The organism is Sporomusa sp. (assembly GCF_035561155.1).
Lineage (GTDB): Bacteria > Bacillota > Negativicutes > Sporomusales > Sporomusaceae > Sporomusa.
Window position 1 is genome coordinate 1 of sequence record NZ_DATMYD010000012.1, and the last position, 21,057, is coordinate 21,057.

Here is a 21,057-nt window from a genome sequence, read left to right on the forward strand (position 1 = left end):
CGGTTTGTTTGCCGTACCCAAAAACCACATAGCGACCAGCTTAGCCAGTCTATCCGGGGGAGTAGGCTCTATATTATCAATGTGAAATACTGTGAATACACGAGAAAAACGAAGAAAAGTTTTTGATTATTAAGGGAGGTGAGTAAATTGAGCCAATATCGGATCGTGGGACAGTCGGTGAAAAAGTTGGATGCGGTTGATAAAGTATTGGGAAAAGCTCAATTTGCCGCTGATATTCATTTTGACGGAATGTTATATGCGAAAGTATTTCGTAGTAACGTGCCGCATGGAATATTACGCTCGATTGATGTGTCGAAGGCTGAGGCGCTGCCAGGCGTGGCGGTTATTTTGACAGGTAAAGATGTACCGGGGTCCAATAGTACGGGGATGATTATTAAGGATGAACCTGTACTGGTCAAAAATAATGAAAAAATCCGCAAAATAGGTGATCCGCTGGCCTTGATTGCGGCCGAGACGGAGGCGCTGGCAGAAAAAGCACTGGAACTTATTGAAGTAGACATCGAAGTGCTGCCGCCGGTATTTGATCCTGTGGCAGCCATGACAGATAGTGTACCCAAGATATATGCAGATGGCAATGTATTGGCTGTCCGTAAAATCCGTAAAGGTGATACTGCGGCGGCTTTCCAGCGGTGTGCAGTAGTGGTTGAACAAGAATACCGGACGCAAATGGTAGAACATGGCTATATTGAACCAGAAGCAGGGGTAGCCAAATTTGACGGTGACGTGGTGACCATGTGGGTATCTACTCAAAACACACATTTTGATGCCAAAGAGGTAGCCCGGAACCTCAAAGTGGGTCTGGACAAGGTACGGGTGATTCAGGCTGCAACCGGCGGTGGGTTCGGCGGAAAATTAGATATTTCGGTGCAGGTTCATCTTGGGCTGTTAGCTATGAAAACACGGCGTCCTGTAAAGCTTGTTTATACGCGGACCGAGTCCATTGTTAATTCGGCCAAACGCCATCCCTGTACAATTAAAATGAAGACAGGCACTGATGAGATCGGTAAACTGCTGGCAATGGAGTGCTCGATTATCGGTGACACCGGGGCCTATGCGTCATATGGGCCGGGAACGCTTACCCGGACTGCAGTGCACGCGACCGGGCCGTATGAAATTCCGCATGTTGCGATTGACGCCCACACGGTATACACCAACAATCCCACGGCAGGTGCCATGCGCGGGTTTGGCGTACCGCAGGTCGCCTTTGCCCATGAATCACAAATGGATATGCTAGCCGAAAAAATAGGCATGTCGCCGCTTGAGATCAGACTGCTGAACGCCTTTCGTCCTGGTTCCGTGACAGCAACAGGGGCGGAGTTAAAGCAAAGTATCGGTATTGTACCGACATTGGAAAAGACCGCAACTGCAGCGAAGACGATCTTTAGCAGCCATTCAGAAGTGACGTGTCAGAAAAAACGCGGTGTAGGTATAGCTTCGATGTGGTATGGCATCGGTAATACCGGGTTGCCAAATCCGTCCGGAGCCTATGTCAATTTACTGGATGACGGCACAGTGCTTATTTTAACCGGCTGTGCTGACATTGGGCAAGGGTCTGATACTGCTTTGGCGCAGATTGTAGCCGAGGAGTTTGGCATAGATATGGAGGATATTCGCGTGGTTTCGGCTGATACCGGTATTACTCCTGACGGCGGAGCATCATCGGCCAGCCGGCAAACATATATCTCCGGCAATGCGGTTCGACTTGCTGCGCAAGAGGCTAAAAAAGTGCTTATTGAGACGGCCGCAGTCATGTTAGGGGTTGCCCCTGGTGACGTGGTTGTAGGCTATAAGGAGCTTTGTGTCAGGACTGATTCCGATCAGTCACAATTTTTGTCAGATTGTCTAAGTGAGTGCCGTCTTGATCTGGGTTTGTCGCCTAAAGGCAAGGGACTATCGGTATCGTTGACTGATTGTATTGCTCAATGCCGGATGAAAGGTAAGCTGACGCTTGGGCACGGTTGGTTTAATCCGGACACTACCAGCTTGGATCCGGAAACAGGGCAGGGTAAACCCTATGCCACATATGCGTTCGCTACTCAAATTGCTGAGGTAGACGTAGATACCGAATCAGGAGAAATTGAGGTTATCCGGATTATTGCAGCCCATGATGTGGGACAGGCCATCAACCCGGTTAATATAGAAGGCCAGATAGAAGGCGGGTGTACGATGGGCTTGGGCTATGCATTAACAGAAGAGATACAGGTTAGCGAAGGAAAGATATTGACTAAAAATCTGGCTACCTATCTTATGCCAACCGCGCTGGACGTTCCGGAAATGTATCCGCTCATAGTCGAAGAACATGAACAAACCGGTCCTTTTGGCGCAAAAGGGGTAGGTGAACCGACATTGATCCCCACAGCTGCAGCTATTGCCAATGCTGTATACGACGCGATCGGGGTGCGGTTTACTGAATTGCCGATAACTCCGGAGAAAGTTTTGGCCAGACTGCACGAAAGGCAGAACTGTTAACGTATTATTCTCCACCAGTAGGTGTGCCGGAAATCAAACAGTGATTAAGTGAAGCGAATACAACCTCTAACATTAAAGGCGTGGGGCCGGTTTGGATTCCGGACACCGCAGCTGTAGCCAATGACGTCTATGCTGTGACCGGTGTATAGATAGATTCATTGCGATAGTCTTGAATAAGGATTAAGCGATGACAACCAAGAAAAAGCGGCAACGGTGCAGCTGGATGGAGGGATGCATAAAAAGGTATTGATGGCAGGATTTTTACACCAAAAAATGGAGGAGTTGTTTACATGTCTACGATTACTGAGCGTTTAGGAAACTTACCTCTCGGGAAGTTCCACTGGCGGTTATTGCTGATTATGTGCTTGGGTTGGGCTTTTGACGCGATGGATACCGGGATCATTTCATTTGTTTTACCCAAACTGATTGCTACGTGGAAATTAAGTTCGGCACAAGTCGGCTTTGTTGGCAGTGTAGGCTTGATCGGCATGGCTATTGGTGCGATGCTTGGCGGTACAATCGCTGACTACGTTGGCCGGAAAAAGGTTTTTGCCGCAACTTTGGTAATCTACAGTCTGGGAACAGGCGCTTGCGGCTTGTCCTGGAACTATGAATCATTGCTCTTTTTTCGTTTTTTAGTTGGTTTTGGCTTGGGTGGGCAGCTGCCTGTTGCTATTACCTTGATGAGCGAGTATTCGCCCACTAATTACCGGGGCCGTATGATTGTACTGCTCGAAAGCGCCTGGGCTTTCGGCTGGTTGGCAGCATCAATCATTTCATACTTAATTATTCCTAAGTACGGGTGGGAAGTTGCTTTCTATATTGGTGCCATACCAGCGTTGTACGTCTTTTACCTGTGGCGGACTGTGCCGGAATCGGCGCTTTTCCTTATGAAAAAAGGACAGGTAGACGAAGCGCATGCATTGGTGTCCAATATTGAAAAAGAGCTAGGTGTTACACCTGGCATGAAACCGTCGCTGGCGGAAATGCAAACAGCAGCTTCAGCGCCCGCGTTCAGTGTGCTGCAGTTGTTTAGTCCTCAATATTTGAAGCGGACAGCGTGCCTATGGATACTATGGTTTTGTATAGTATTCTCCTATTACGGTATTTTCCTTTGGTTGCCGACCTTGTTGGTTAAGGCCGGACATGACATGGTTAAGTCCTTTGAGTTTGTATTATGGATGACGGTAGCGCAAATCCCGGGGTATTTTGCCGCCGCTGCGCTGGTTGATAAGATTGGTCGCAAGGCGACCATGGCTAGCTTCTTGCTTGGATGCGCTTTCACTGCATACATGTTTGGCAGCGCCGCTTCGGTTAGCGAGATTTATTTATGGGGCTGCTTGATGTCCTTTTTCAATCTTGGTGCCTGGGGTATTTTATATACCTATACGCCTGAATTGTATCCCACAGAGGCCCGGTCCACTGGCGTGGGTTGGGCAGCCGGATTTGGCCGGATTGGTGGCATAGCTGCGCCAATGGTTGTAGCTGCAATGATTACCGGTCCTGACAAAATTCCGTTGGTATTTATGATGTTTACTGCAGTGCTGGTTATCGCTGCACTGGACATGATTATCCTGGGGGATGAAACAAAACAAAAAGCGTTGAACTAGTCCGTAATAGAAAAGAATCGGCAGAGAAATAGAAGTTTCTCTGCCTGTTCTTTACAAATCTCAGGAGGTGGCTGACATGGCGTATACAGCAATAACAAATATCGGAACTTTGGTCTCTGGAAATATTTTCGAGCCGATTTTGCCGGCTGACACTATTATTATCCATGATGGAAAAATTGAAGCTGTGGGCGATAAAAAACTTCTTGATGCTCTTAAACTACATTCCGATGCATATAAACTCATTGATGCCGGTGGGATGACGGTGGTACCGGGGTTGATTGATTCACATGTTCACCCGGTCATTGGCGACTATACTCCCAGGCAAAAGATGGCTGATTTTATAGATAGTTCTTTACATGGCGGCGTAACCACCATGATCTCGGCTGGTGAGTGTCATACACCAGGCCGTCCGACTGATCCGGTGGGCGTAAAAGCCCTGGCAGTGCTGGCGCAACGCTCTTTCCAGAAACAACGACCCGGCGGCGTAAAGGTTCATGGCGGTGCGGTGATTTTGGAACAAGGTTTGACTGAGGCTGATTTTGCTGAATTAGCGACCAATGGCGTATGGCTGGTTGGGGAAGTCGGGCTGGGATCAATAAAAAAACCGGCAGAGGCTGCGCCAATGGTACAGTGGGCCAAAGCGCATGGCATGAAAGTCATGATGCATACCGGCGGTACATCCATTCCCGGCAGTTCAACAGTTACGGCCGCAGATGTCCTTGCGGTAAAGCCAGACGTGGTTTCCCACATTAATGGCGGGCCAACAGCTATCTCCCCGGCTGAAGTCGACAAACTGATCACAGATAGTGACTTGATACTGGAAATTGTACAATGCGGCAATCCAAGAATAGCCGACCATACTGTGCGCAAATTGGCTGGACTGGGTCAACTGAACCGGGTTATTTGCGGGAATGATGCCCCCTCCGGTACTGGTGTTATTCCGCTTGGCATCTTGCGAACTATTGTTCAGATCGCCAGTATGTCGGATATCCCGGCAGCAGCAGCGATTGCCATGGCTACCGGTAATACGGCACAGGTGTACGGGCTCAATACCGGGATCATTGCTCCCGGTAAAGAAGCTGATTTGGCTATTATTGATACACCGATGGGCTCAGTCGGTAAAAATGCCCTGGAAGCCATTCAGGCCGGAGACTTGCCTGGTGTGGCGCTGGTCCTGATTGATGGGGTAATCAAAGTAAATAAGAGCCGCAATACACCGCCGGCGGCAGGCAAGGTAACGGTGGAGTAGGTCTAAGGGGGAAGACACGTGATTGTAATTGAGGAAAGTCTGTGTAAAGGCTGCGGGCTTTGTGTGAAAAATTGCCCCACAGGTGCTGTTACCCTAATCGATAAAATAGCACGGTTGGATCTTAGCTGTACCAGCTGCGGCGTCTGTATGCGTATCTGTCCCTGCGGCGCTGTTAGCCGGGATGACACTGTGCGTGACGGCGCTGCAGTATGCCGGGCTTGCCCGGTGCAGTGTGCAATCCAGCCTGGCTTTGAAGGGGCTTGCCGCCGGTACACTAATGTAAATGGCACACTTGTCCGCAATCGGGCGTTAGTACCGGCCAGTGACCGCGCCGGCAAGCTGTATCCGGAAATACCGGACCGCCCGCTGATTACGGCTGTAGGTGCGGGAACTGAATACCCCTGTTGTAAGCCGGCGCCGCATATTGTTGCCGATATTGTGCGAGATATTGAGGTAGTAACAGTGGTTACCGAGGCGCCGCTCAGCTATAGCGGTATTAAAGTCAAGATTGACGCCAATGCTCATATTGGGGCGGAAGGCGCACGCGTGTTCAGGGACGGCGCCGTAATCGGCATGGTGGATACCGAGGAGTATGGTGCCAAGATGTTATCGATCGGCGGTGCCAATATTTTAAGCGGGAAACATGGGTTCACGGCAGCCCGGACCATTGTAGGTTTAGCAAATGGTGAGCGGATGGTATTGCAGGTGGAAAAGGGCAGTAAGCTCGATATTGCCGTCGGCCAACCGCCGATTATTGACGGTGTGACCGAAAAGAAAATGCGGGTTGGCTGCGGTAGTGCGACCATCGGGATGTTTGCCGACCAGTTAAGTAAAGTCGTTGATGAAGCCATTATTCTGGACCACCATGTCATTGGGCTATTATCTGAGCACCGGGCCGGGGAAGAAGTCGGGATGACCTACAGCGGCGTTATCCCCAACGGACGTAAAAGTACGCGCGGACGTTATTTTGGTGAGCAAGGCCATGGCTGGGGCGGCACCGACATAGCCGGACCGTTGCAAGCCGTAAAAAAGGTGGATATGAACCTGGCTGCACCAGGGATGCAGATATTGGTTACAGAGACGACCGGGCAACAAGCAGGACTCTTAGAGGTGCAGGCTGACGGTGCGGTAACGGAAATCCCTCTGACTGCTGAGATTCAGGCCGTAGTCGACCTGATTGCCGCTAACTGCGAAGAAGCCCGCGTATCGGCTGTGTATGTAGGTGGGACGGGCGGCAGCGCCCGGGCCGGGGTAACTACTTATCCGATTAAGCTCTCACAAGCTGTGCATGAAGGGGAAGTAAAACTGACTATCGGCGGGGCTCCAACCTATATTCTGCCTGGTGGCGGCATTAATTTTATGGTCGATGTGGAAAAAGTGGTACCTAAGGCTTTTACCTGGGTTGCTACACCAGCCACTGTGGCTCCGGTTGAATATACCATGACGCGGGTGACGTTTGAAAAAATTGGTGGACATACTGCAGCCGTTAAACCGGTTGCTACAGTGAAAAAGGAAGTTTAAACCATGATTGAAGTTACTGCTCCGGGGATAGTCAAACTGGACTATGGTCCGATGCAAATGACGATTGGTGCGCAGGGCGGCAGCGGTCCCCTGACGGAGATTGCTCAGCAGGCAGCTAGTTATGCCATGAGTGTGTTGGCCGAACTGGCTGCTCACCAAAAAATAGCAGCCAGCCCGCAGCAGGCCATAACGGTCAGCGAAGGTTTACCGGAAGTGTTACAGCGCATGATTGCAGCGGTAAAGCGGGCAGGTGATGTAACACTGACGCCAATGGCGGCGGTAGCCGGCACGATCGCCGATCTGACAGCCGACTGGCTGCTGGCGCAGGGCGCAACAAAAGCCATTGTCAATAACGGTGGTGATATTGCCGTCCGGTTGACAGGCGCCCAGACATCTACGGTCGGGATAGCACCGGCTATAGGCCTGAAGCCTACCCATGTACTGCCTCTTGACATTGGCCGGGGTATTGGCGGTATCGCCACCAGTGGCTTAGGCGGGCGCAGTTTTACCAAAGGAATCGCTACCGCCGCAGTAGTAGCGGCCAGCACGGCTGCGGTGGCTGATGCCTGTGCTACCAGCCTGGGTAATGCCACCTATGTTGAGCACCCGGCGGTCAAACTGGCCTGGGCTGAGCAGATCGATCCTAATACTGATATTCGCGGCCACCGGGTAGTGCGGGAAGTCGGCCTGCTGCCGCCAGCGGTGGTTGAAGCGGCACTCATGAACGGTTGGACACGAGCGGCTGAATTATATAAACAAGGTATTATTGAGGGTGCAGCTATCTTTGTCCAGCAGCAGTTGGTCATGATTCCGGAGGGCTTTATTGTTGAAATAATGGAGACGAGCTAAGTCTCTCTTGATAAAGTAGACTTAGCTTCAGGTGGGGTATTAACCCCATCTGAAGGTTAGTCGCCCTTATCCAGGGACTTAGCCGCTCTTAACTCCCACTTGTAGAAGATGGGAGTCTTAGAGCGGGTTAGTCATCGGATAAATAGTCAATTGGAGGGAAGTACTATGGATTTGACAATACGCAAAATTGTTACTGTTGTTGAAGATGTTTGTATGGATGGGAAGAAAGCGGTTGATAAGCCTTTCAAGAAATGTGCGGCAGCAGCGGTTATAAAAAACCCCTTTGCCGGTGAGTATGCGGAAGATTTGAGCCTGCTGAGCGATATTGGCGAATATCTGGGTGGCTTGCTGGCGCAAAAGGCAGTGGCTGCTATGGGGATTGCTCCCGAGCAAGCCGAAAGCTATGGCAAGGGCGCTATTATTGGCATGAATGGTGAATTGGAACATGGTGCAGCCATTCTTCATCCTAAGCTGGGTAAACCTATGCGGGAAGCGGTCGGCGGCGGCAAAGCCATCATTCCCTCAGCCAAGAAGCTGGGGGGACCGGGGACCTCGCTGGACGTACCTGTACACTACAAAGATGCCGCTTTTGTCAGAACCCATTATGATGCCATGGAAGTAAGGCTGCATGATGCGCCAGCGGCAGATGAAATTCTGGTGGCTGTTGTGGTAACCTCCGGGGGACGGCCACATCCGCGCATTGGCGGTTTGCAAATTGAGGAAGTAAAAGGCGAAGACGGCCTGCGATAACTGGCACAAGGGTGGGGTGGAAGAATGAACGTTGGTTTTATTGGGATTGGGGCCATGGGTAAACCGATGGCGCAAAATTTACTGAAGTCTGCAAAAGTTCAACTTTATGTATATGATGTCAATACGGCGGCAGTAGCTGAGCTGGCGACGCAAGGGGCAAACCCGTGCCGGTCGCCCAAGGAATTGGCAGAGGCCGCGTCTATTATCATTATGATGCTGCCAAATGCAGCCATTGTGGAGAGTACTCTGACAGGTGAGCAGGGGCTGCTCGCCGGTGGTAGAGCCGGGCAGACCATCATTGATATGAGCAGCGTAGCCGCTACCAGTACGAAAAGGATGGCCGCTCTGGCACTGGCCAAAGGGATGGACTATATTGATGCGCCGGTAAGCGGCGGGGTTGCCGGCGCAGCAGCCGGAACTCTGACCATTATGGTAGGCGGTGAGGCTGCGGCGGTACAAGCTGCCCAGCCGATTCTGCAAGTATTAGGCAAAAAAATCTACCATGTTGGCGCCAGTGGCGCCGGCGATTCGATGAAAGTGGTGAACAATCTTTTACTTGGCATCAATATGGCGGCAGTGGCCGAAGCATTGGTGCTGGGGGCAAAATCAGGTCTTGATCCCCAGGTTATGCTGGAGATTATTAAAGAAAGCTCGGGGCGCAGCTATGCCTTAGAGGCCAAAACTGCGAATTTTATTCTTAAAAATAACTTTGCTGCCGGTTTTGCCATTGATTTGGAATATAAGGATATGGAATTGGCAATGGAAACGGCGAAAAGCCTGGATGTTCCCTTACCTGTCGGCGCAACGGCCCAGCAAGTGTTCGCGATGGCCAAAGCCAAAGGCTTAGGGCGGGAGGATATTTCGGCCGTGATCAAGGTCTGGGAAGAATTAGTAGGCGTTCAAGTAAGGGAGTAAAGGTCGGTGGTCGATGATGGAAAGAATAAATCAAATTATTGCTGAGAATGGCTGGACAGCCGGTGAACTGACGATTGGCGACTGCATTGAAGTAGCCAGACAGGCCCAGGTGCGAGTCAGTGATGTTGTTGTTGCCGAAGCAATGATAACAAGCAATATGACCCAGACAGAGGTATATTCAGCCGTTCTTGCCAGTTTTTCACATAACTTATATGCTGTGGAAATCGGGACGACAACAGGCTCAAGCTTTTTAATGGGAACCGCTGGCCGGGAGGTGGCTCAGGCAGGTGCACCACAGCTTGTGGCCGATGATTTTCTCAACAAAGTGCTGGCCTATACGCTGGGGGCGCAGGTGGGCAATCACTCGGTAGGGCTGCAGCCTTGCGCCGGCACCGGCGATTCATGTACTTATGCGGGATTTGTGCGCGCGATGCTGGAAGAACTGGATGATAAGGAAACAGTGGCCCGGGTTGCTGCCGTGATGCTGAAGATCGGCACGATATTCCGGGTGGGCAAGACCTCCACCGGCTGTAATATGGAAGGATTCGGCGCCGGGGCGGCCGCTTCAGCTGCAGCCTTTGTGGAGTTAGCTGGCGGTAAACCTGCCGATATGGCTAAGGCCATTGTGCTGGCGATATCGCCGACGATTGCCAATCCCTGTACACCTCGCGTTATGGTTGCAGGGCTGTGTGCCACTCATATCGGCGGCGGCGTTATGATCGGCAAGCTGGCGGCTCAGCTGGCCATGCACACATCCATTCCGGTGACTGTTCCTGTAGACGTTATGATTGCGATGGCTGCGGCCGTGCACCCCATATCGGCGAAACAGGTGGTGCCTGTTGTCATTCAGTATATGGAACCGTTTTTCAAGACAAATACGGCGGTGGAAACCTATATTGGTCAGGATGTAAAAGCGCAGGAAAAAGCACGTATTGATGAAACGATCAAACAAGCTCTAGCGGAGGCGCGGGCTATGGCAAGCAAGGCTAATGCCATTGTTAAGCCTTTTGGCGAAGCGGTTGTCGGCGGCAGCAGTCAAGCGGTCGGATCGCCGACTAACGCCGCACGTCTCGCTCATTATCTTTCTAAAGGGAAAATTACTAAAGTAAAAATAGAGTTGTATCCAGAACTGTTTGCCCGCCGGGGGATTAATGTTCCCGGGATATTGATGGCAGCTGTTTATGGGGCAGGTACCGACAATAGCCAGTTATACCGTGAAGTAATGAGCAAGGTGGCTAGTGAGGGGATTGAGGTTGAAATACTGCAGGTTGATGAGCCTCAATTACAACAGATTACCGTAATAGCGGCCGAAAAGACCGGCATGGTGGCGGCGCTTAACCGTGGCGGCGGGCGGCTGGTGCTAAAGTCAGCATCAGACAAGGAAGAAGCGTACCGAGTGGCTAAAAAGCTGGGCATCGAGATAGTTGAATAGGAGGGTGCCATGAATTTTATAGAAAAATATCTGGCCAAGGCGGCAGGCCTGGAAGCTGTGGTTGTAGGACAGGATATCCGCTGCCGGGTTGATTTGGTGGCGGCGCATGATGTCACCGGGCCGATGGCGATTCAACAATTTGAGCAGATCGGGATTGATCATGTGTTTGATCCCCAAAAAGTAGTAATGGTAATTGATCACATTTTTCCGGCAGCTACCGTTCAGGCTAAAACTATGCACTGGATTATCAAAGATTTTGCCAGGCAGTATGGTATTACCCTGTATGACAAGGGGCAAGGCGTGATTCACCAGGTGCTTGCCGAGCGTCACAGGCTGCAGCCGGGCGAAATTCTGGTAGGGGCAGATTCCCATACCTGCACTGCCGGTGGCTATGGCGTTATCGCCATTCCGGTAGGGTCAACCGAGCTGGCTGCCGCCATGGCGACAGGTACGATTGACATTGAAGTGCCGGAAGTAATTGAAGTGTATATGACCGGACAGCCTAAGGCTTATGTCGGCGGTAAAGATATTGTTTTGACACTGATTAAAGAGTTTGGTGTAGATGGACTGACTGATAAAGCTGTTGTATTTACCGGCCCGGGAATCGCTGCCGTAAGTATGGATGACCGGATGACAATCTGCAATATGGGTATAGAAATGGGAGCCATGATCGCCTGCTTCGGCGAAGAAACAGCCGCACCCGAGGTGACGCGAACCGTACCGCTCGCGTTAGAGACAATTGCTATAGTGGCAGCCTGTCCCCACTCACCGGCCAATGTGCGTCCTGTTACCGAATTAGCAGATGTCGAAGTGACGCAAGTTGTTGTCGGCAGTTGTACCAACGGCCGTCTGTCTGATATGGAACAAGTAGTCAATGTTCTTAAACACCACAAGGTTCATCCGGCGGTAACCATGCTGGTCGTCCCAGCCTCAAAAAATGTGCTGGCGGCGATGGAACAAGCTGGCTGGTGTAAGATTTTGCGTGATGCCGGTGCGGTTGTTACCAATCCGGGGTGTGGGCCTTGCTTTGGGGCTCATCAGGGTCTTGGCACCGAACGGGATGTAATCTTGTCTACTACCAATCGCAATTTTCCCGGACGGATGGGCCACCGCAATGCCCAGGTGTACTTAGCATCGCCGGCAACGGCCGCAGTAACGGCTGTCTGTGGCAAGATTACCGAGCCGGGGTCATTACCACTGGAAGGCGGCGCGTGATATGAATAAGCTCAGAGGTCAAGTGTGGGTTTTTGACGACAATGTGGATACTGACCAAATATTGCCCGGCTATGCTATGGCAGAAGACTTTTCCGGGTTAGCCAAGTATGCGATGGCTGGCAGTAAAGAAGCCGATTTTGCTAAACGGGTAAAGCAGGGTGACATTATTGTTGCTGGAAAAAATTTCGGCTGCGGCTCAAGCCGGGAACAGGCACCGGTGGCGCTACAAGCCGCAGGTGTAAGTTTAATCATTGCCCCGTCCTTTGCCCGGATTTTTCGGCGCAATGCCATTAATATTGGTTTACCGGTGCTGGTGGCTGATCTGGGAAAGTATGTTCAGACCGGTGACTGGATTGAGGCAGATCTTGTTCAGGGTATTATCAGCACACCGGACCGGGAGGTTGCCGCCCAAGCCTTATCGGCAAATGTATTGGCAACCATTAATGCGGGTGGCTTGATTAACCGGGTCAGGCAAGAGTTAGGCGTAAACAACGACTAATTGGGTTGTGGGAGGAATATACAGTGCAAGAAAAAACAAAACAAATTATTATTGAAGACTATGACAGCGTCTGCGCTTACCAGGAGACTTTCGGGGTGCCGATGCCAACAATAAATAAAGACGGTTCAATTGACGGCTTGCCGGCTCCCTATCCCCGGGTTATTAACGGTGTGGAACGCAGCGGCTATCGAATTTATGAGCTGGCCCAGCAGGCAGCAGCAACAGGTATACCTGTCCAGAATCCGATTTTGGGACGTAATACGGCAGAAGAAACGTACCAAGAAGCGCTGGAAATGTATAGCATGGCGGAAAAGCTGGGAATCAATCTCTTTCATTTTGTGCATTCTGAAGCTACCCGCCATATTGATCCCTTAAAAGGTAGGGATTTAATTGAGCAATCGCGCGGTAAAGGCGGAATTACACCTCTCGGTGAACGAAAATTGGTGGAACTGGGTGGCGGCTCTGTTCATCCCATGCGGATTAACGCCACAGGTGATACGCCGCATCTATCCATAATCAATGCCTTGATTGCCGGCTTTGACGGTACTGATATCGGCCCGGTTATTCATGTGCATTTTGGCGGCAGGGGCATTCATGACTACAAAACAAAGGTAGTCAATGGCATTAAGGCCCTGGAAATCTGCGCTGAAAACAACATATTTGTGCAGATTGAATCCCATAAACACCTCAATAACATCGGCGGTACGGACGGGATGGCGCTAGCCATGTGTCTGCTGGCCGAGGGGCTGGGTGTTTTAGCCGGGTTGCCGGCTGAGCTTAGCGCGGTGCAGATGAATGTGGCAGGTCTTAATATTCTGGCCGATCTCGCGGTAATGAAAGCATTCAAAGAAACTATGTGGAGCAAGAGCCTGATTGTCGTACCGGAAACCTTCCAAAACCCTCCCGGTGATTTAATCGCGGAATCGGCGCACTTTGCGCGGATGGCCATCAGTGCGAAACTAGGTGGGGCCAATTTCTACCGGCCTAAGGCGGCTGAGTCGGTGGGCATTCCGACAGGCGCTTCCATGGCCAAGGCCATCTGGGCCACCCAGAATGTATTTGAGAACACTGTCGCGGTAGAGATTCGCGATCCCTATATTGAAGAGCGTAAGCAAGAGATTTTGAGTGAAGCTATGGCTGTGCTTGAGCGTGTTTTAGGACTCCAGCGAACACTAGCGCCAGATGAAATCAATGAAACCTTTTGGCGGCAATATTCGAAAGACGAGATGATTGAGAAAATCGTTCAGGCCGGCAAGGCGGGTGTTATGGATTGCCCCCGTGCGGGCGGCTGGGACCTGAAACGTCATGTGAAAACCCATCGCGACAAAGATGGGATCAAACGCTATATCCCAGGCTTTACGCCGCTGGGGGTTGACGACAGGCGCGTCGCGATAACCACTGAGCCGGTAGTGGTGCCGGAAGAGAAAAAACCAACCCGCAAACAAAAAATGGTATTAGCTACTGTCGGAGCTGATGCTCATGTTATGGGCATTAACCTGATTCGCGAGGAATTTGAAAAAGCCGGGTACGAAGTCATATATATGCGGGGCATGAATTTGCCGGAAACTGTGGCTGAAGTGGCGGCTGAGGCCAAGGCAGATATTGTCGGTATTGCTAATTTGCTCGGACTGGGGCGGGAACTGTTTCCCCGGGTTGAGGGCCGCTTGAAACAGCTGGGGCTCCGTGACAAAGTACTCTTGATTGCGGGGGGCCGGATTAGCGAAAAAGAAGAAGAACATACATTTTATGAAGAGAAGATTGCCAATGAAGGTACTGGTTTCCTGGGGGTTGACGGATTTTTCGGTCCAGGTACCGATCCTGCCCAGTGTGTCAAATGGACCGAAGCAGCGTTAGAGAGGAGAGGCTTGTAATGAGTGAGATGCAGAGAATTCCTTGTGTAATTATGCGGGGCGGCACAAGTAAGGCCATGTTCTTGAAAGCCAATCATCTTCCCCAGGATGCAGTATTGCGGGACAAGATGATTTTGGAGATATTCGGTAGTCCTGATGTACGGCAAATCGACGGCCTGGGGGGAGCTGACCCGCTGACAAGCAAACTGGCGATTATTGGCCCCGCTACTCACCCGGAGGCTGATATCGACTATACCTTTGGCCAGGTCAGCATTACAGCTCCTTATATCGATTATAGCGGTAATTGCGGCAATATTTCCTCGGCTGTGGGGCCCTTCGCGATTGATGAAGGTTTTGTTGCAGCCAAAGCACCCGCTACGACGGTGCGAATTCACAATACAAACACAGGCAGGATTTTAGTCGCTGAAGTGCCTACCGAAAATGGACGGGCAAAAGTGAATGGAGACTGCAAGATTGATGGTGTACCTGGCACCGGTGCAAAAATTATGATGGATTTTTCCGGTACTGCCGGCTCAGCTACAGACAAGTTGTTGCCAACAGGCAACCCTGTTGACACTATTTCAACAAGCAACGGTCCTTTGGATATTTCCATTGTTGATGTTTCCAACCCCTGCGTTTTTATCAGAGCGAAGGACATCGGCATGACCGGCCGGGAAACGCCGCAGGAAGTGAATGGCAACGCTGCTCTCTTGGCGTTATTGGAAGAAGTTCGGGCTAAGGCTACGGTCATGATCGGCATGGCTCCCGATGTTCAGACAGCTACGCAAAAAAGCCCGGCTTTTCCCATGATTGCCTTTGTGGCTCCGGCTGCTGATTATGTTGATTTTACGACAGGCAAGACAATCGCCAGTAATCAGGTTGATTTTCTATCCAGGATGATGTTTATGCAGGTTTTACATAAAACCTATCCCGGTACAGGTACCGCTTGCACCGGTGCCGCGGCAAAAATACCGGGAACAATCGTACATGAAGCCATTCCTCATATTGATGACATTAAGGTCATTCGTATTGGCCATCCGGCCGGCATAATTGACATTGAAGCCGCTGTGGATAAGGGCGAGTTGGTTCGCGCTGCGTTTTCCCGCACAGCCCGCCGGATTATGGAAGGCTATGTGTTTGTGAAGAACGCCTAGTTTGGACAGGGGTGAATCGTATGCAAGCAAATCTGCTGGTGTTTGATGTGGGCAGCACCTACACTAAGTTAACGGCGTTCCGGCTGGAACAGGGAGACCTGGAGTTCGTTGCCCGGTCCCAGGCGCCAACGACTATTACTGATATTGAAATAGGCATTGTAAATGCCAGGCAGGCATTAGTGCAAAGCGGTGTCCAAGTACCTGATGATGCTAAAGTCTTCTCTACCAGCAGCGCTGCCGGCGGCCTGCGTATGGTTGCCCTTGGCTATATGCCCCGGGTAACCGCCAAAGCCGCCAAAGAAGTGGCCATGAGCGCGGGAGCCAGGGTTTTGGAAATCGTAAGCCATGAGGATTTACCAGAATACCGTTTAGAAGTATTGCGGGAAATTAAACCGGACATTGTTTTACTGGCCGGCGGTACCGATGGCGGTGACCAGCAGTCGCTCATCGAAAATGCACATATTATTGTTCAATCCGAAATCAAGGCCGTTATTATTATTGCCGGCAATAAAGAGGCCCAAAGCCAGGTGGCCGGGATTTTTACCGACCATAATGTCCCGTATATCCGTGTTCCCAATGTAATGCCAACAATCCATGAATTAAAGGTTAAACCGGCCAGAGAGGCCATTCATGAGCAGTTTATCAAGCAGATTACCCAGGCTAAAGGGTTAAACAAACTATTGGATATCGTCTCCAATAAGAAGGTAACGCCTACGCCGGGCGCAGTGCTTTTGGGAGCGGAACTGCTGGCCAAGGGGACTTTTTTGGAAGATGGCGTCGGTGATGTCATTATCATCGATATCGGGGGAGCGACTACTGATATCCATTCGGTTATGCCAGACCTGGAAAAGCTGACCATCGAGGAAAAGGGACTGATCGTAAATAATGAAAAGCAACCATCGTACCGTACTGTTGAAGGAAATCTAGGCTTGCGCGTAAGTGCAACCGGTATTGTTGAAACAATAGGTCCACTGGGCGTATTAGCCAAAATCGGTTACAACAGCGAAGAAGTTGCAGAGCAGCTGGTCGCTTATACGGAATTTCTGGAAAAGAACCCTGGTCATATCAGTCAATCACCTGTCGAAAAACAATTTGACCTGGCATTAGCTATCAGTGCCATTGAAGTAGCGTTAAAGCGGCATGCAGGGTATATTGCGCAGGATTTTAATCCGGTTATGGGCATTATGCCAGGAACCCCGGTTGGCCGGGATCTGCGCCGGGTGAAATATGTGATCGCGGTAGGTGGGATTTTCACGCATGGTACCCTGGCGGACAAACAGTTTATCTTGGCAGAGGCTTTTAAGAATCCGGGAATTTCACTACTGCCGCTTAAGCCGCAGTTCATTATTGATGAGCAATATTTATTGTACGCTCTGGGAGCGTTGGGGTCCCAATATACTGACCTATGTGGGAAGTTTGCCAAAAAATATTTTAAGATTAACCTGAAGGGGAATGAACATGAGACAAACTAGTGTTTTACGACAATTATTAGCAGGTGAAGGTATTATTGTGGCCCCTGGCGCGCATGATGCGCTGACGGCTAAAATCATTGAAAAAACAGGCTTTCCGGCAGTATATATGACAGGCTACGGGCAGGCGGCCAGTCATTTAGGCAAACCGGATGTAGGTCTGCTGACCATGACTGAGATGGTGGCCCGAGCGGCAAATATTGTGGAAGCTGTCAACATACCGGTCATTGCTGATGCCGATACCGGCTTTGGTAATGCCATCAATGTAATGCGAACTGTACGTGAATATGAAAAGGCCGGCGTTGCAGCCATCCAGCTTGAAGACCAGGTTGCACCAAAAAAATGCGGTCACATGACTGGCCGGCAGGTTGTGCCACAGGCGGAAATGGTCGGAAAAATCAAAGCAGCTGTTGATGCCCGCCGGGACGCAGACCTTGTTATTATTGCCCGTACCGATGCCCGTACTGTTCATGGTATTGAAGAAGCAATGGCCCGGGCGAAAGCCTATGAAGAAGCAGGCGCCGATGTCTTGTTTATTGAATCGCCGGAGAGCATTGAAGAAATGAAAAGAATTACGACAGCCTTTACTGTACCGGTGCTGGCTAACATGGTGGAAGGCGGTCGGACGCCGCTAGTGCCTGTCCCGGAATTGGCTGCTATCGGATATAATATTGTTATCTACCCAACAGCGTCAACGTACACCCTGACGCTCGCCATCACCCGGTTAATGGAAAACCTGAAAAAAACCGGGACTACGGCAGGTATGCTAGATCAAATGGTTACTTTTACAGAGTTTAATGAACTGATCGGCTTACCGCAAATTAGAGAAACTGAAAGCATATATGTAAAATAGAATTTTTCATGTGCGTAAACGCCAAAGTGCCTTGTGCCTTGCGGCGTTTTCCGCATGTTATGATGGCAACGTCTAAAACGCTGTGATAGAATAAATAGTAAACAGAGGGGCGATGATTATGTCGGCAAATGATAAGGATATTTTAGACAAGCTGGTGTTCGCTTTACCGGTAATCCAGCAGGCACTGCAAAATGATGCAGGGGTAACACTTACCGACCGGGAAAAATTTATCCTGTACAAACCAGGTAAAAAACTTGATCTTAAGGTACCGCAGGATCAACCTGTAAAAGTGGGTAGTGGTGTATATCGAGCCATCCATGAGAAACGGCGGGTTGCCATGCGGTTTGATAAAACGTTGTACGGACTGCCGTATACTTCGGTTGCAGTACCTGTTTATAATGAAGCCAATGAAGTAATCGGCGCAGTTGCCATTACTCAGCCGGTTGAACTGCAGGAATCAATGAAACAGATGGCTGGCGACCTGCTGGATAGTATCAATATACTGGCAGCCACTACTGAAGAGATTTCAGCTCAGACGCAAGAAATTGCGGCCACTGGCCGGACCTTGGCCCAAGTAGCCAGCGACTCACAGGTTCGGGTTCAAGAGACCGACCAAGTGCTCGGATTGATCAGAAACGTAACCAGTGAAACTAATCTGTTAGGCCTGAATGCGGCCATTGAAGCCGCACGAGTGGGGGAGCAAGGACGGGGGTTTGGCGTGGTGGCCGGAGAGATTCGCAAGCTGGCAACAACAAGCGCCGAGTCGGTAAAGAAAATTGAGGCCATCATTGGTAATATTAAGTCAGATGGTTCGACAATCTACACTCAGATTAATGGTACCCAAGAGGCAATCAACCAAATAGCTGACGCGGTAACCCAAGTAGCCGAGACCATCCAGCAAGTGAGCAAAATGGTTTCCAAGCTGGATCAAATTGCCGAAACTTTGAATTGTCAGGAGACCTGCTAGTTAACTGACCTTAAAAGGAGGTATATTGGGACACTATGCGGGATAATAAAACTTCCCAGGCGGCAATTGAGTATGATGCCAATGTTCATAAAACGATTCCCCGCTATCATCTGTTTCATGATGAAACTTTGGATTTGGTTAAGTCAACTGTCCCCAAGCCCTTGGCTTGGCTTGACACAGGCTGCGGCACAGGGACGCTTATTTTAAAGGCAATTGAACAGTTTGGGCAATTGCGGTTTGTAGCAGCAGATCCGGCGGAGGGGATGCTGAAGATTACTGCCGAGAAATTGGCAAATAACGAGATAACCTATGTTTTGGCAGGCAGTGAAGATTTGGATTATACCGACGACTTCGATGTTGTCACCGCCATTATGGTTCATCATTATTTAGATGAAGAAGGCCGCAAAAAAGCCACCAAGAATTGTTACGACATGCTTAAACAAGGTGGCATCTATATTACCTTTGAGAGCATTAGGCCTAATACGGAAACCGGAACGCAAATCGGTCTTAAGCGTTGGCAGAATGCCCAACTGCTTAACGGCAAAAGTCCTGAGGCAGTAGACAAGCATATCAGCCGATATGGGAGTGAACTTTTGCCGATCACTATTGAAGCTCATAAAAAGCTGCTAACTGAAGCCGGGTTTTCGACTGTTGAGATTCTTTGGGTTTCTGGTATGCAGGCCGGATTTTACGGTATAAAATAATATTGTTATATAAAGAGAAGCCTAACCTTGTATATATAAGGTTAGGCTGGACGACAGCCTCAAACCCTATGTTATACGGGTTGGGGCCGTCTTTTTTGTCCTGATAGAAAGTATAACTTTCTCCTGGATAAGGGCAATATCGGCTTCCGCTGTCGCCAAAGGCTCGGCGTAAGCCGTATTTTCTTTATGTTTCGCGTGACTACTGCTGGTTATCGAAATAGGTATGAGAGGTATATTTCCATACCTTTCTGGCGCAAACCGACTTTTACCACGAAATTTCGGTTGTTTTTAAAGAATAATCGACAAATGCAATCAATTTTGCTATTATTAGTTTCGTAGAAAACATAGCATGCAAAAAAACAATGACTGGTTGAAGTCATTTTCAGAACATCATTTTCAAACAGGAGTTATATATAATGAAAATTGCCACTCCCTATTACCTCATTGATGAGAAAAAATTGTTGCGCAACTTACAGATCATTCAGCAGGTGCGGCAGCTTTCGGGGGCCAAGTCGGTATTGGCGCTGAAGTGTTTTTCCACCTGGTGTGTATTTGACTTGATGCGTGAGTATATGGACGGTACCACCTCCAGTTCTCTTTATGAAGCGCGGTTGGGTTTTGAAAAATTCGGTAAGGAAACACATGCTTATTGTGTGGGATATTCTCAGGAGGATATCCTGGCCGTAGCTGAATTTGCCGACAAAATCATATTTAACTCGGTTTCCCAGCTAGAGAGATATTACGATGTGGCGAAGTCAACAAAACTTGGTTTGCGCGTAAATCCAGGAATCAGCCACTCTCATTTTGATCTGGCCGATCCGGCGCGCAAGCATTCGCGCCTGGGCGTAGCGGACAAGGCTGCGCTGGCAAAACAAATACCCCGCCTTAGCGGCTTGATGTTTCATTACAACTGTGAAAATGATGATTTTGACACGTTTTCGCAGCAGCTGGATACCATTGGTGACTGCTATGGAGATATACTTAAAGAGCTACAATGGGTAAGCCTTGGTGGCGGGTTATATTTCACTAGAGAGGGCTATCCTATCGAAAAGTTCAGCAAAAAGCTGGCAGACTTTGCTAGCGAGTTTAATGTTCAAGTATACTTGGAACCAGGGGAAAGCGCCATTACTGGCTGCGCCGAACTGGTTACCAGTGTGGTTGACTTAGTGCATAATGAAATGGATATTGCCATTGTTGATGCTTCGGTAGAGGGGCATATGCTGGATTTGTTGATATACCGGCTGTCCGCCAAAATTGAGACAGGCGATATAGGGAATCATAAATACATGGTTGCCGGACGATCTTGCCTTGCGGGAGATGTTTTTGGCACATTTGATTTTAAAGATAAACTGGAAATCGGTACTGAAATTCGGTTTGCTGATGCAGCCGGCTATACTATGGTAAAGAAAAATTGGTTCAATGGACTGCAAATGCCAGCCATCGCTGTGCGCAGGTTGGACGATACTGTAGAGGTTGTACGTAAATTTAGTTATTCAGATTTCATTAATAATTTATCATAATTTAAATTTT

The 21,057-nt window shown here is 49.8% G+C and carries 17 protein-coding genes; all 17 read left to right on the forward strand.

All coding sequences use genetic code 11. The features are described 5' to 3' along the window. Window positions 1-147: 147 nt before the first annotated feature. The 17 genes from VN447_RS02290 to nspC all read left to right on the forward strand — a co-directional run bounded on the left by VN447_RS02290 (window position 148) and on the right by nspC (window position 21,047). The gene (locus VN447_RS02290) at window positions 148-2,490 is read left to right on the forward strand and encodes a xanthine dehydrogenase family protein molybdopterin-binding subunit (RefSeq protein WP_325522395.1); all 2,343 of its coding nucleotides are present in this window, start codon (window positions 148-150) and stop codon (window positions 2,488-2,490) included. A gap of 290 nt (window positions 2,491-2,780) precedes the next feature. After that, window positions 2,781-4,100 (forward strand): MFS transporter, encoded by a 1,320-nt coding sequence (locus tag VN447_RS02295; protein WP_325522397.1) that lies wholly within the window; start codon window positions 2,781-2,783, stop codon window positions 4,098-4,100. Window positions 4,101-4,176: 76 nt separating this feature from the next. Then, window positions 4,177-5,349: an amidohydrolase family protein gene (locus tag VN447_RS02300; RefSeq protein ID WP_325522399.1), complete on the forward strand. Its 1,173-nt coding sequence runs from the start codon at window positions 4,177-4,179 to the stop codon at window positions 5,347-5,349. 18 nt (window positions 5,350-5,367) lie between these two features. Continuing rightward, complete coding sequence (locus VN447_RS02305) at window positions 5,368-6,870, forward strand: DUF362 domain-containing protein (RefSeq protein WP_325522401.1); 1,503 nt, start codon at window positions 5,368-5,370, stop codon at window positions 6,868-6,870. A gap of 3 nt (window positions 6,871-6,873) precedes the next feature. Next, on the forward strand, window positions 6,874-7,719 hold the full coding sequence (locus VN447_RS02310) for a hypothetical protein (protein ID WP_325522403.1): 846 nt from the start codon (window positions 6,874-6,876) through the stop codon (window positions 7,717-7,719). A 165-nt stretch (window positions 7,720-7,884) separates the two neighbouring features. Further along, window positions 7,885-8,469 (forward strand): amino acid synthesis family protein, encoded by a 585-nt coding sequence (locus VN447_RS02315; RefSeq protein WP_325522405.1) that lies wholly within the window; start codon window positions 7,885-7,887, stop codon window positions 8,467-8,469. 24 nt (window positions 8,470-8,493) lie between these two features. Then, entirely contained in the window at window positions 8,494-9,384 is an 891-nt protein-coding gene (locus VN447_RS02320) for an NAD(P)-dependent oxidoreductase (RefSeq protein ID WP_325522407.1), read from the forward strand. A gap of 13 nt (window positions 9,385-9,397) precedes the next feature. Then, complete coding sequence (locus tag VN447_RS02325; protein WP_325522410.1) at window positions 9,398-10,816, forward strand: hypothetical protein; 1,419 nt, start codon at window positions 9,398-9,400, stop codon at window positions 10,814-10,816. A gap of 9 nt (window positions 10,817-10,825) precedes the next feature. Beyond that, complete coding sequence (locus VN447_RS02330) at window positions 10,826-12,031, forward strand: 3-isopropylmalate dehydratase/homoaconitate hydratase family large subunit (protein WP_325522412.1); 1,206 nt, start codon at window positions 10,826-10,828, stop codon at window positions 12,029-12,031. Window position 12,032: 1 nt separating this feature from the next. Beyond that, the gene (locus VN447_RS02335) at window positions 12,033-12,530 is read left to right on the forward strand and encodes a 3-isopropylmalate dehydratase (RefSeq protein WP_325522414.1); all 498 of its coding nucleotides are present in this window, start codon (window positions 12,033-12,035) and stop codon (window positions 12,528-12,530) included. Between the two features lie 23 nt (window positions 12,531-12,553). Then, window positions 12,554-14,401 carry a cobalamin-dependent protein gene (locus VN447_RS02340; protein ID WP_325522416.1) on the forward strand — a complete coding sequence of 616 codons (1,848 nt, stop codon included), beginning with the start codon at window positions 12,554-12,556 and terminating at the stop codon, window positions 14,399-14,401. After that, window positions 14,401-15,534 carry a 2-methylaconitate cis-trans isomerase PrpF family protein gene (locus VN447_RS02345; protein WP_325522418.1) on the forward strand — a complete coding sequence of 378 codons (1,134 nt, stop codon included), beginning with the start codon at window positions 14,401-14,403 and terminating at the stop codon, window positions 15,532-15,534. The genes VN447_RS02340 and VN447_RS02345 overlap by 1 nt, the downstream gene beginning before the upstream one ends. A gap of 20 nt (window positions 15,535-15,554) precedes the next feature. Further along, window positions 15,555-17,006 carry a glutamate mutase L gene (locus VN447_RS02350; RefSeq protein ID WP_325522420.1) on the forward strand — a complete coding sequence of 484 codons (1,452 nt, stop codon included), beginning with the start codon at window positions 15,555-15,557 and terminating at the stop codon, window positions 17,004-17,006. After that, entirely contained in the window at window positions 16,993-17,856 is an 864-nt protein-coding gene (locus VN447_RS02355) for an isocitrate lyase/PEP mutase family protein (RefSeq protein ID WP_325522422.1), read from the forward strand. Before VN447_RS02350 ends, VN447_RS02355 begins: the two co-directional genes overlap by 14 nt. A 118-nt stretch (window positions 17,857-17,974) precedes the next feature. Next, window positions 17,975-18,823: a methyl-accepting chemotaxis protein gene (locus VN447_RS02360; RefSeq protein WP_325522424.1), complete on the forward strand. Its 849-nt coding sequence runs from the start codon at window positions 17,975-17,977 to the stop codon at window positions 18,821-18,823. A gap of 35 nt (window positions 18,824-18,858) precedes the next feature. Then, window positions 18,859-19,527: a class I SAM-dependent methyltransferase gene (locus tag VN447_RS02365; protein ID WP_325522426.1), complete on the forward strand. Its 669-nt coding sequence runs from the start codon at window positions 18,859-18,861 to the stop codon at window positions 19,525-19,527. A gap of 416 nt (window positions 19,528-19,943) precedes the next feature. After that, a complete protein-coding gene (gene nspC / locus VN447_RS02370; RefSeq protein ID WP_325522429.1) occupies window positions 19,944-21,047 on the forward strand; it encodes a carboxynorspermidine decarboxylase in 1,104 nt (367 codons plus the stop codon). Window positions 21,048-21,057: the final 10 nt, after the last annotated feature.

Bases quoted from the DNA above. Each gene is read 5' to 3' on its own strand.
- VN447_RS02295 (WP_325522397.1), top strand. From the start codon at position 2,781: ATGTCTACGATTACTGAGCGTTTAGGAAACTTACCTCTCGGGAAGTTC.
- VN447_RS02300 (WP_325522399.1), top strand. From the start codon at position 4,177: ATGGCGTATACAGCAATAACAAATATCGGAACTTTGGTCTCTGGAAAT.
- VN447_RS02310 (WP_325522403.1), top strand. From the start codon at position 6,874: ATGATTGAAGTTACTGCTCCGGGGATAGTCAAACTGGACTATGGTCCG.
- VN447_RS02315 (WP_325522405.1), top strand. From the start codon at position 7,885: ATGGATTTGACAATACGCAAAATTGTTACTGTTGTTGAAGATGTTTGT.
- VN447_RS02320 (WP_325522407.1), top strand. From the start codon at position 8,494: ATGAACGTTGGTTTTATTGGGATTGGGGCCATGGGTAAACCGATGGCG.
- VN447_RS02325 (WP_325522410.1), top strand. From the start codon at position 9,398: ATGATGGAAAGAATAAATCAAATTATTGCTGAGAATGGCTGGACAGCC.
- VN447_RS02330 (WP_325522412.1), top strand. From the start codon at position 10,826: ATGAATTTTATAGAAAAATATCTGGCCAAGGCGGCAGGCCTGGAAGCT.
- VN447_RS02335 (WP_325522414.1), top strand. From the start codon at position 12,033: ATGAATAAGCTCAGAGGTCAAGTGTGGGTTTTTGACGACAATGTGGAT.
- VN447_RS02345 (WP_325522418.1), top strand. From the start codon at position 14,401: ATGAGTGAGATGCAGAGAATTCCTTGTGTAATTATGCGGGGCGGCACA.
- VN447_RS02350 (WP_325522420.1), top strand. From the start codon at position 15,555: ATGCAAGCAAATCTGCTGGTGTTTGATGTGGGCAGCACCTACACTAAG.
- VN447_RS02355 (WP_325522422.1), top strand. From the start codon at position 16,993: ATGAGACAAACTAGTGTTTTACGACAATTATTAGCAGGTGAAGGTATT.
- VN447_RS02360 (WP_325522424.1), top strand. From the start codon at position 17,975: ATGTCGGCAAATGATAAGGATATTTTAGACAAGCTGGTGTTCGCTTTA.
- VN447_RS02365 (WP_325522426.1), top strand. From the start codon at position 18,859: ATGCGGGATAATAAAACTTCCCAGGCGGCAATTGAGTATGATGCCAAT.
- nspC (WP_325522429.1), top strand. From the start codon at position 19,944: ATGAAAATTGCCACTCCCTATTACCTCATTGATGAGAAAAAATTGTTG.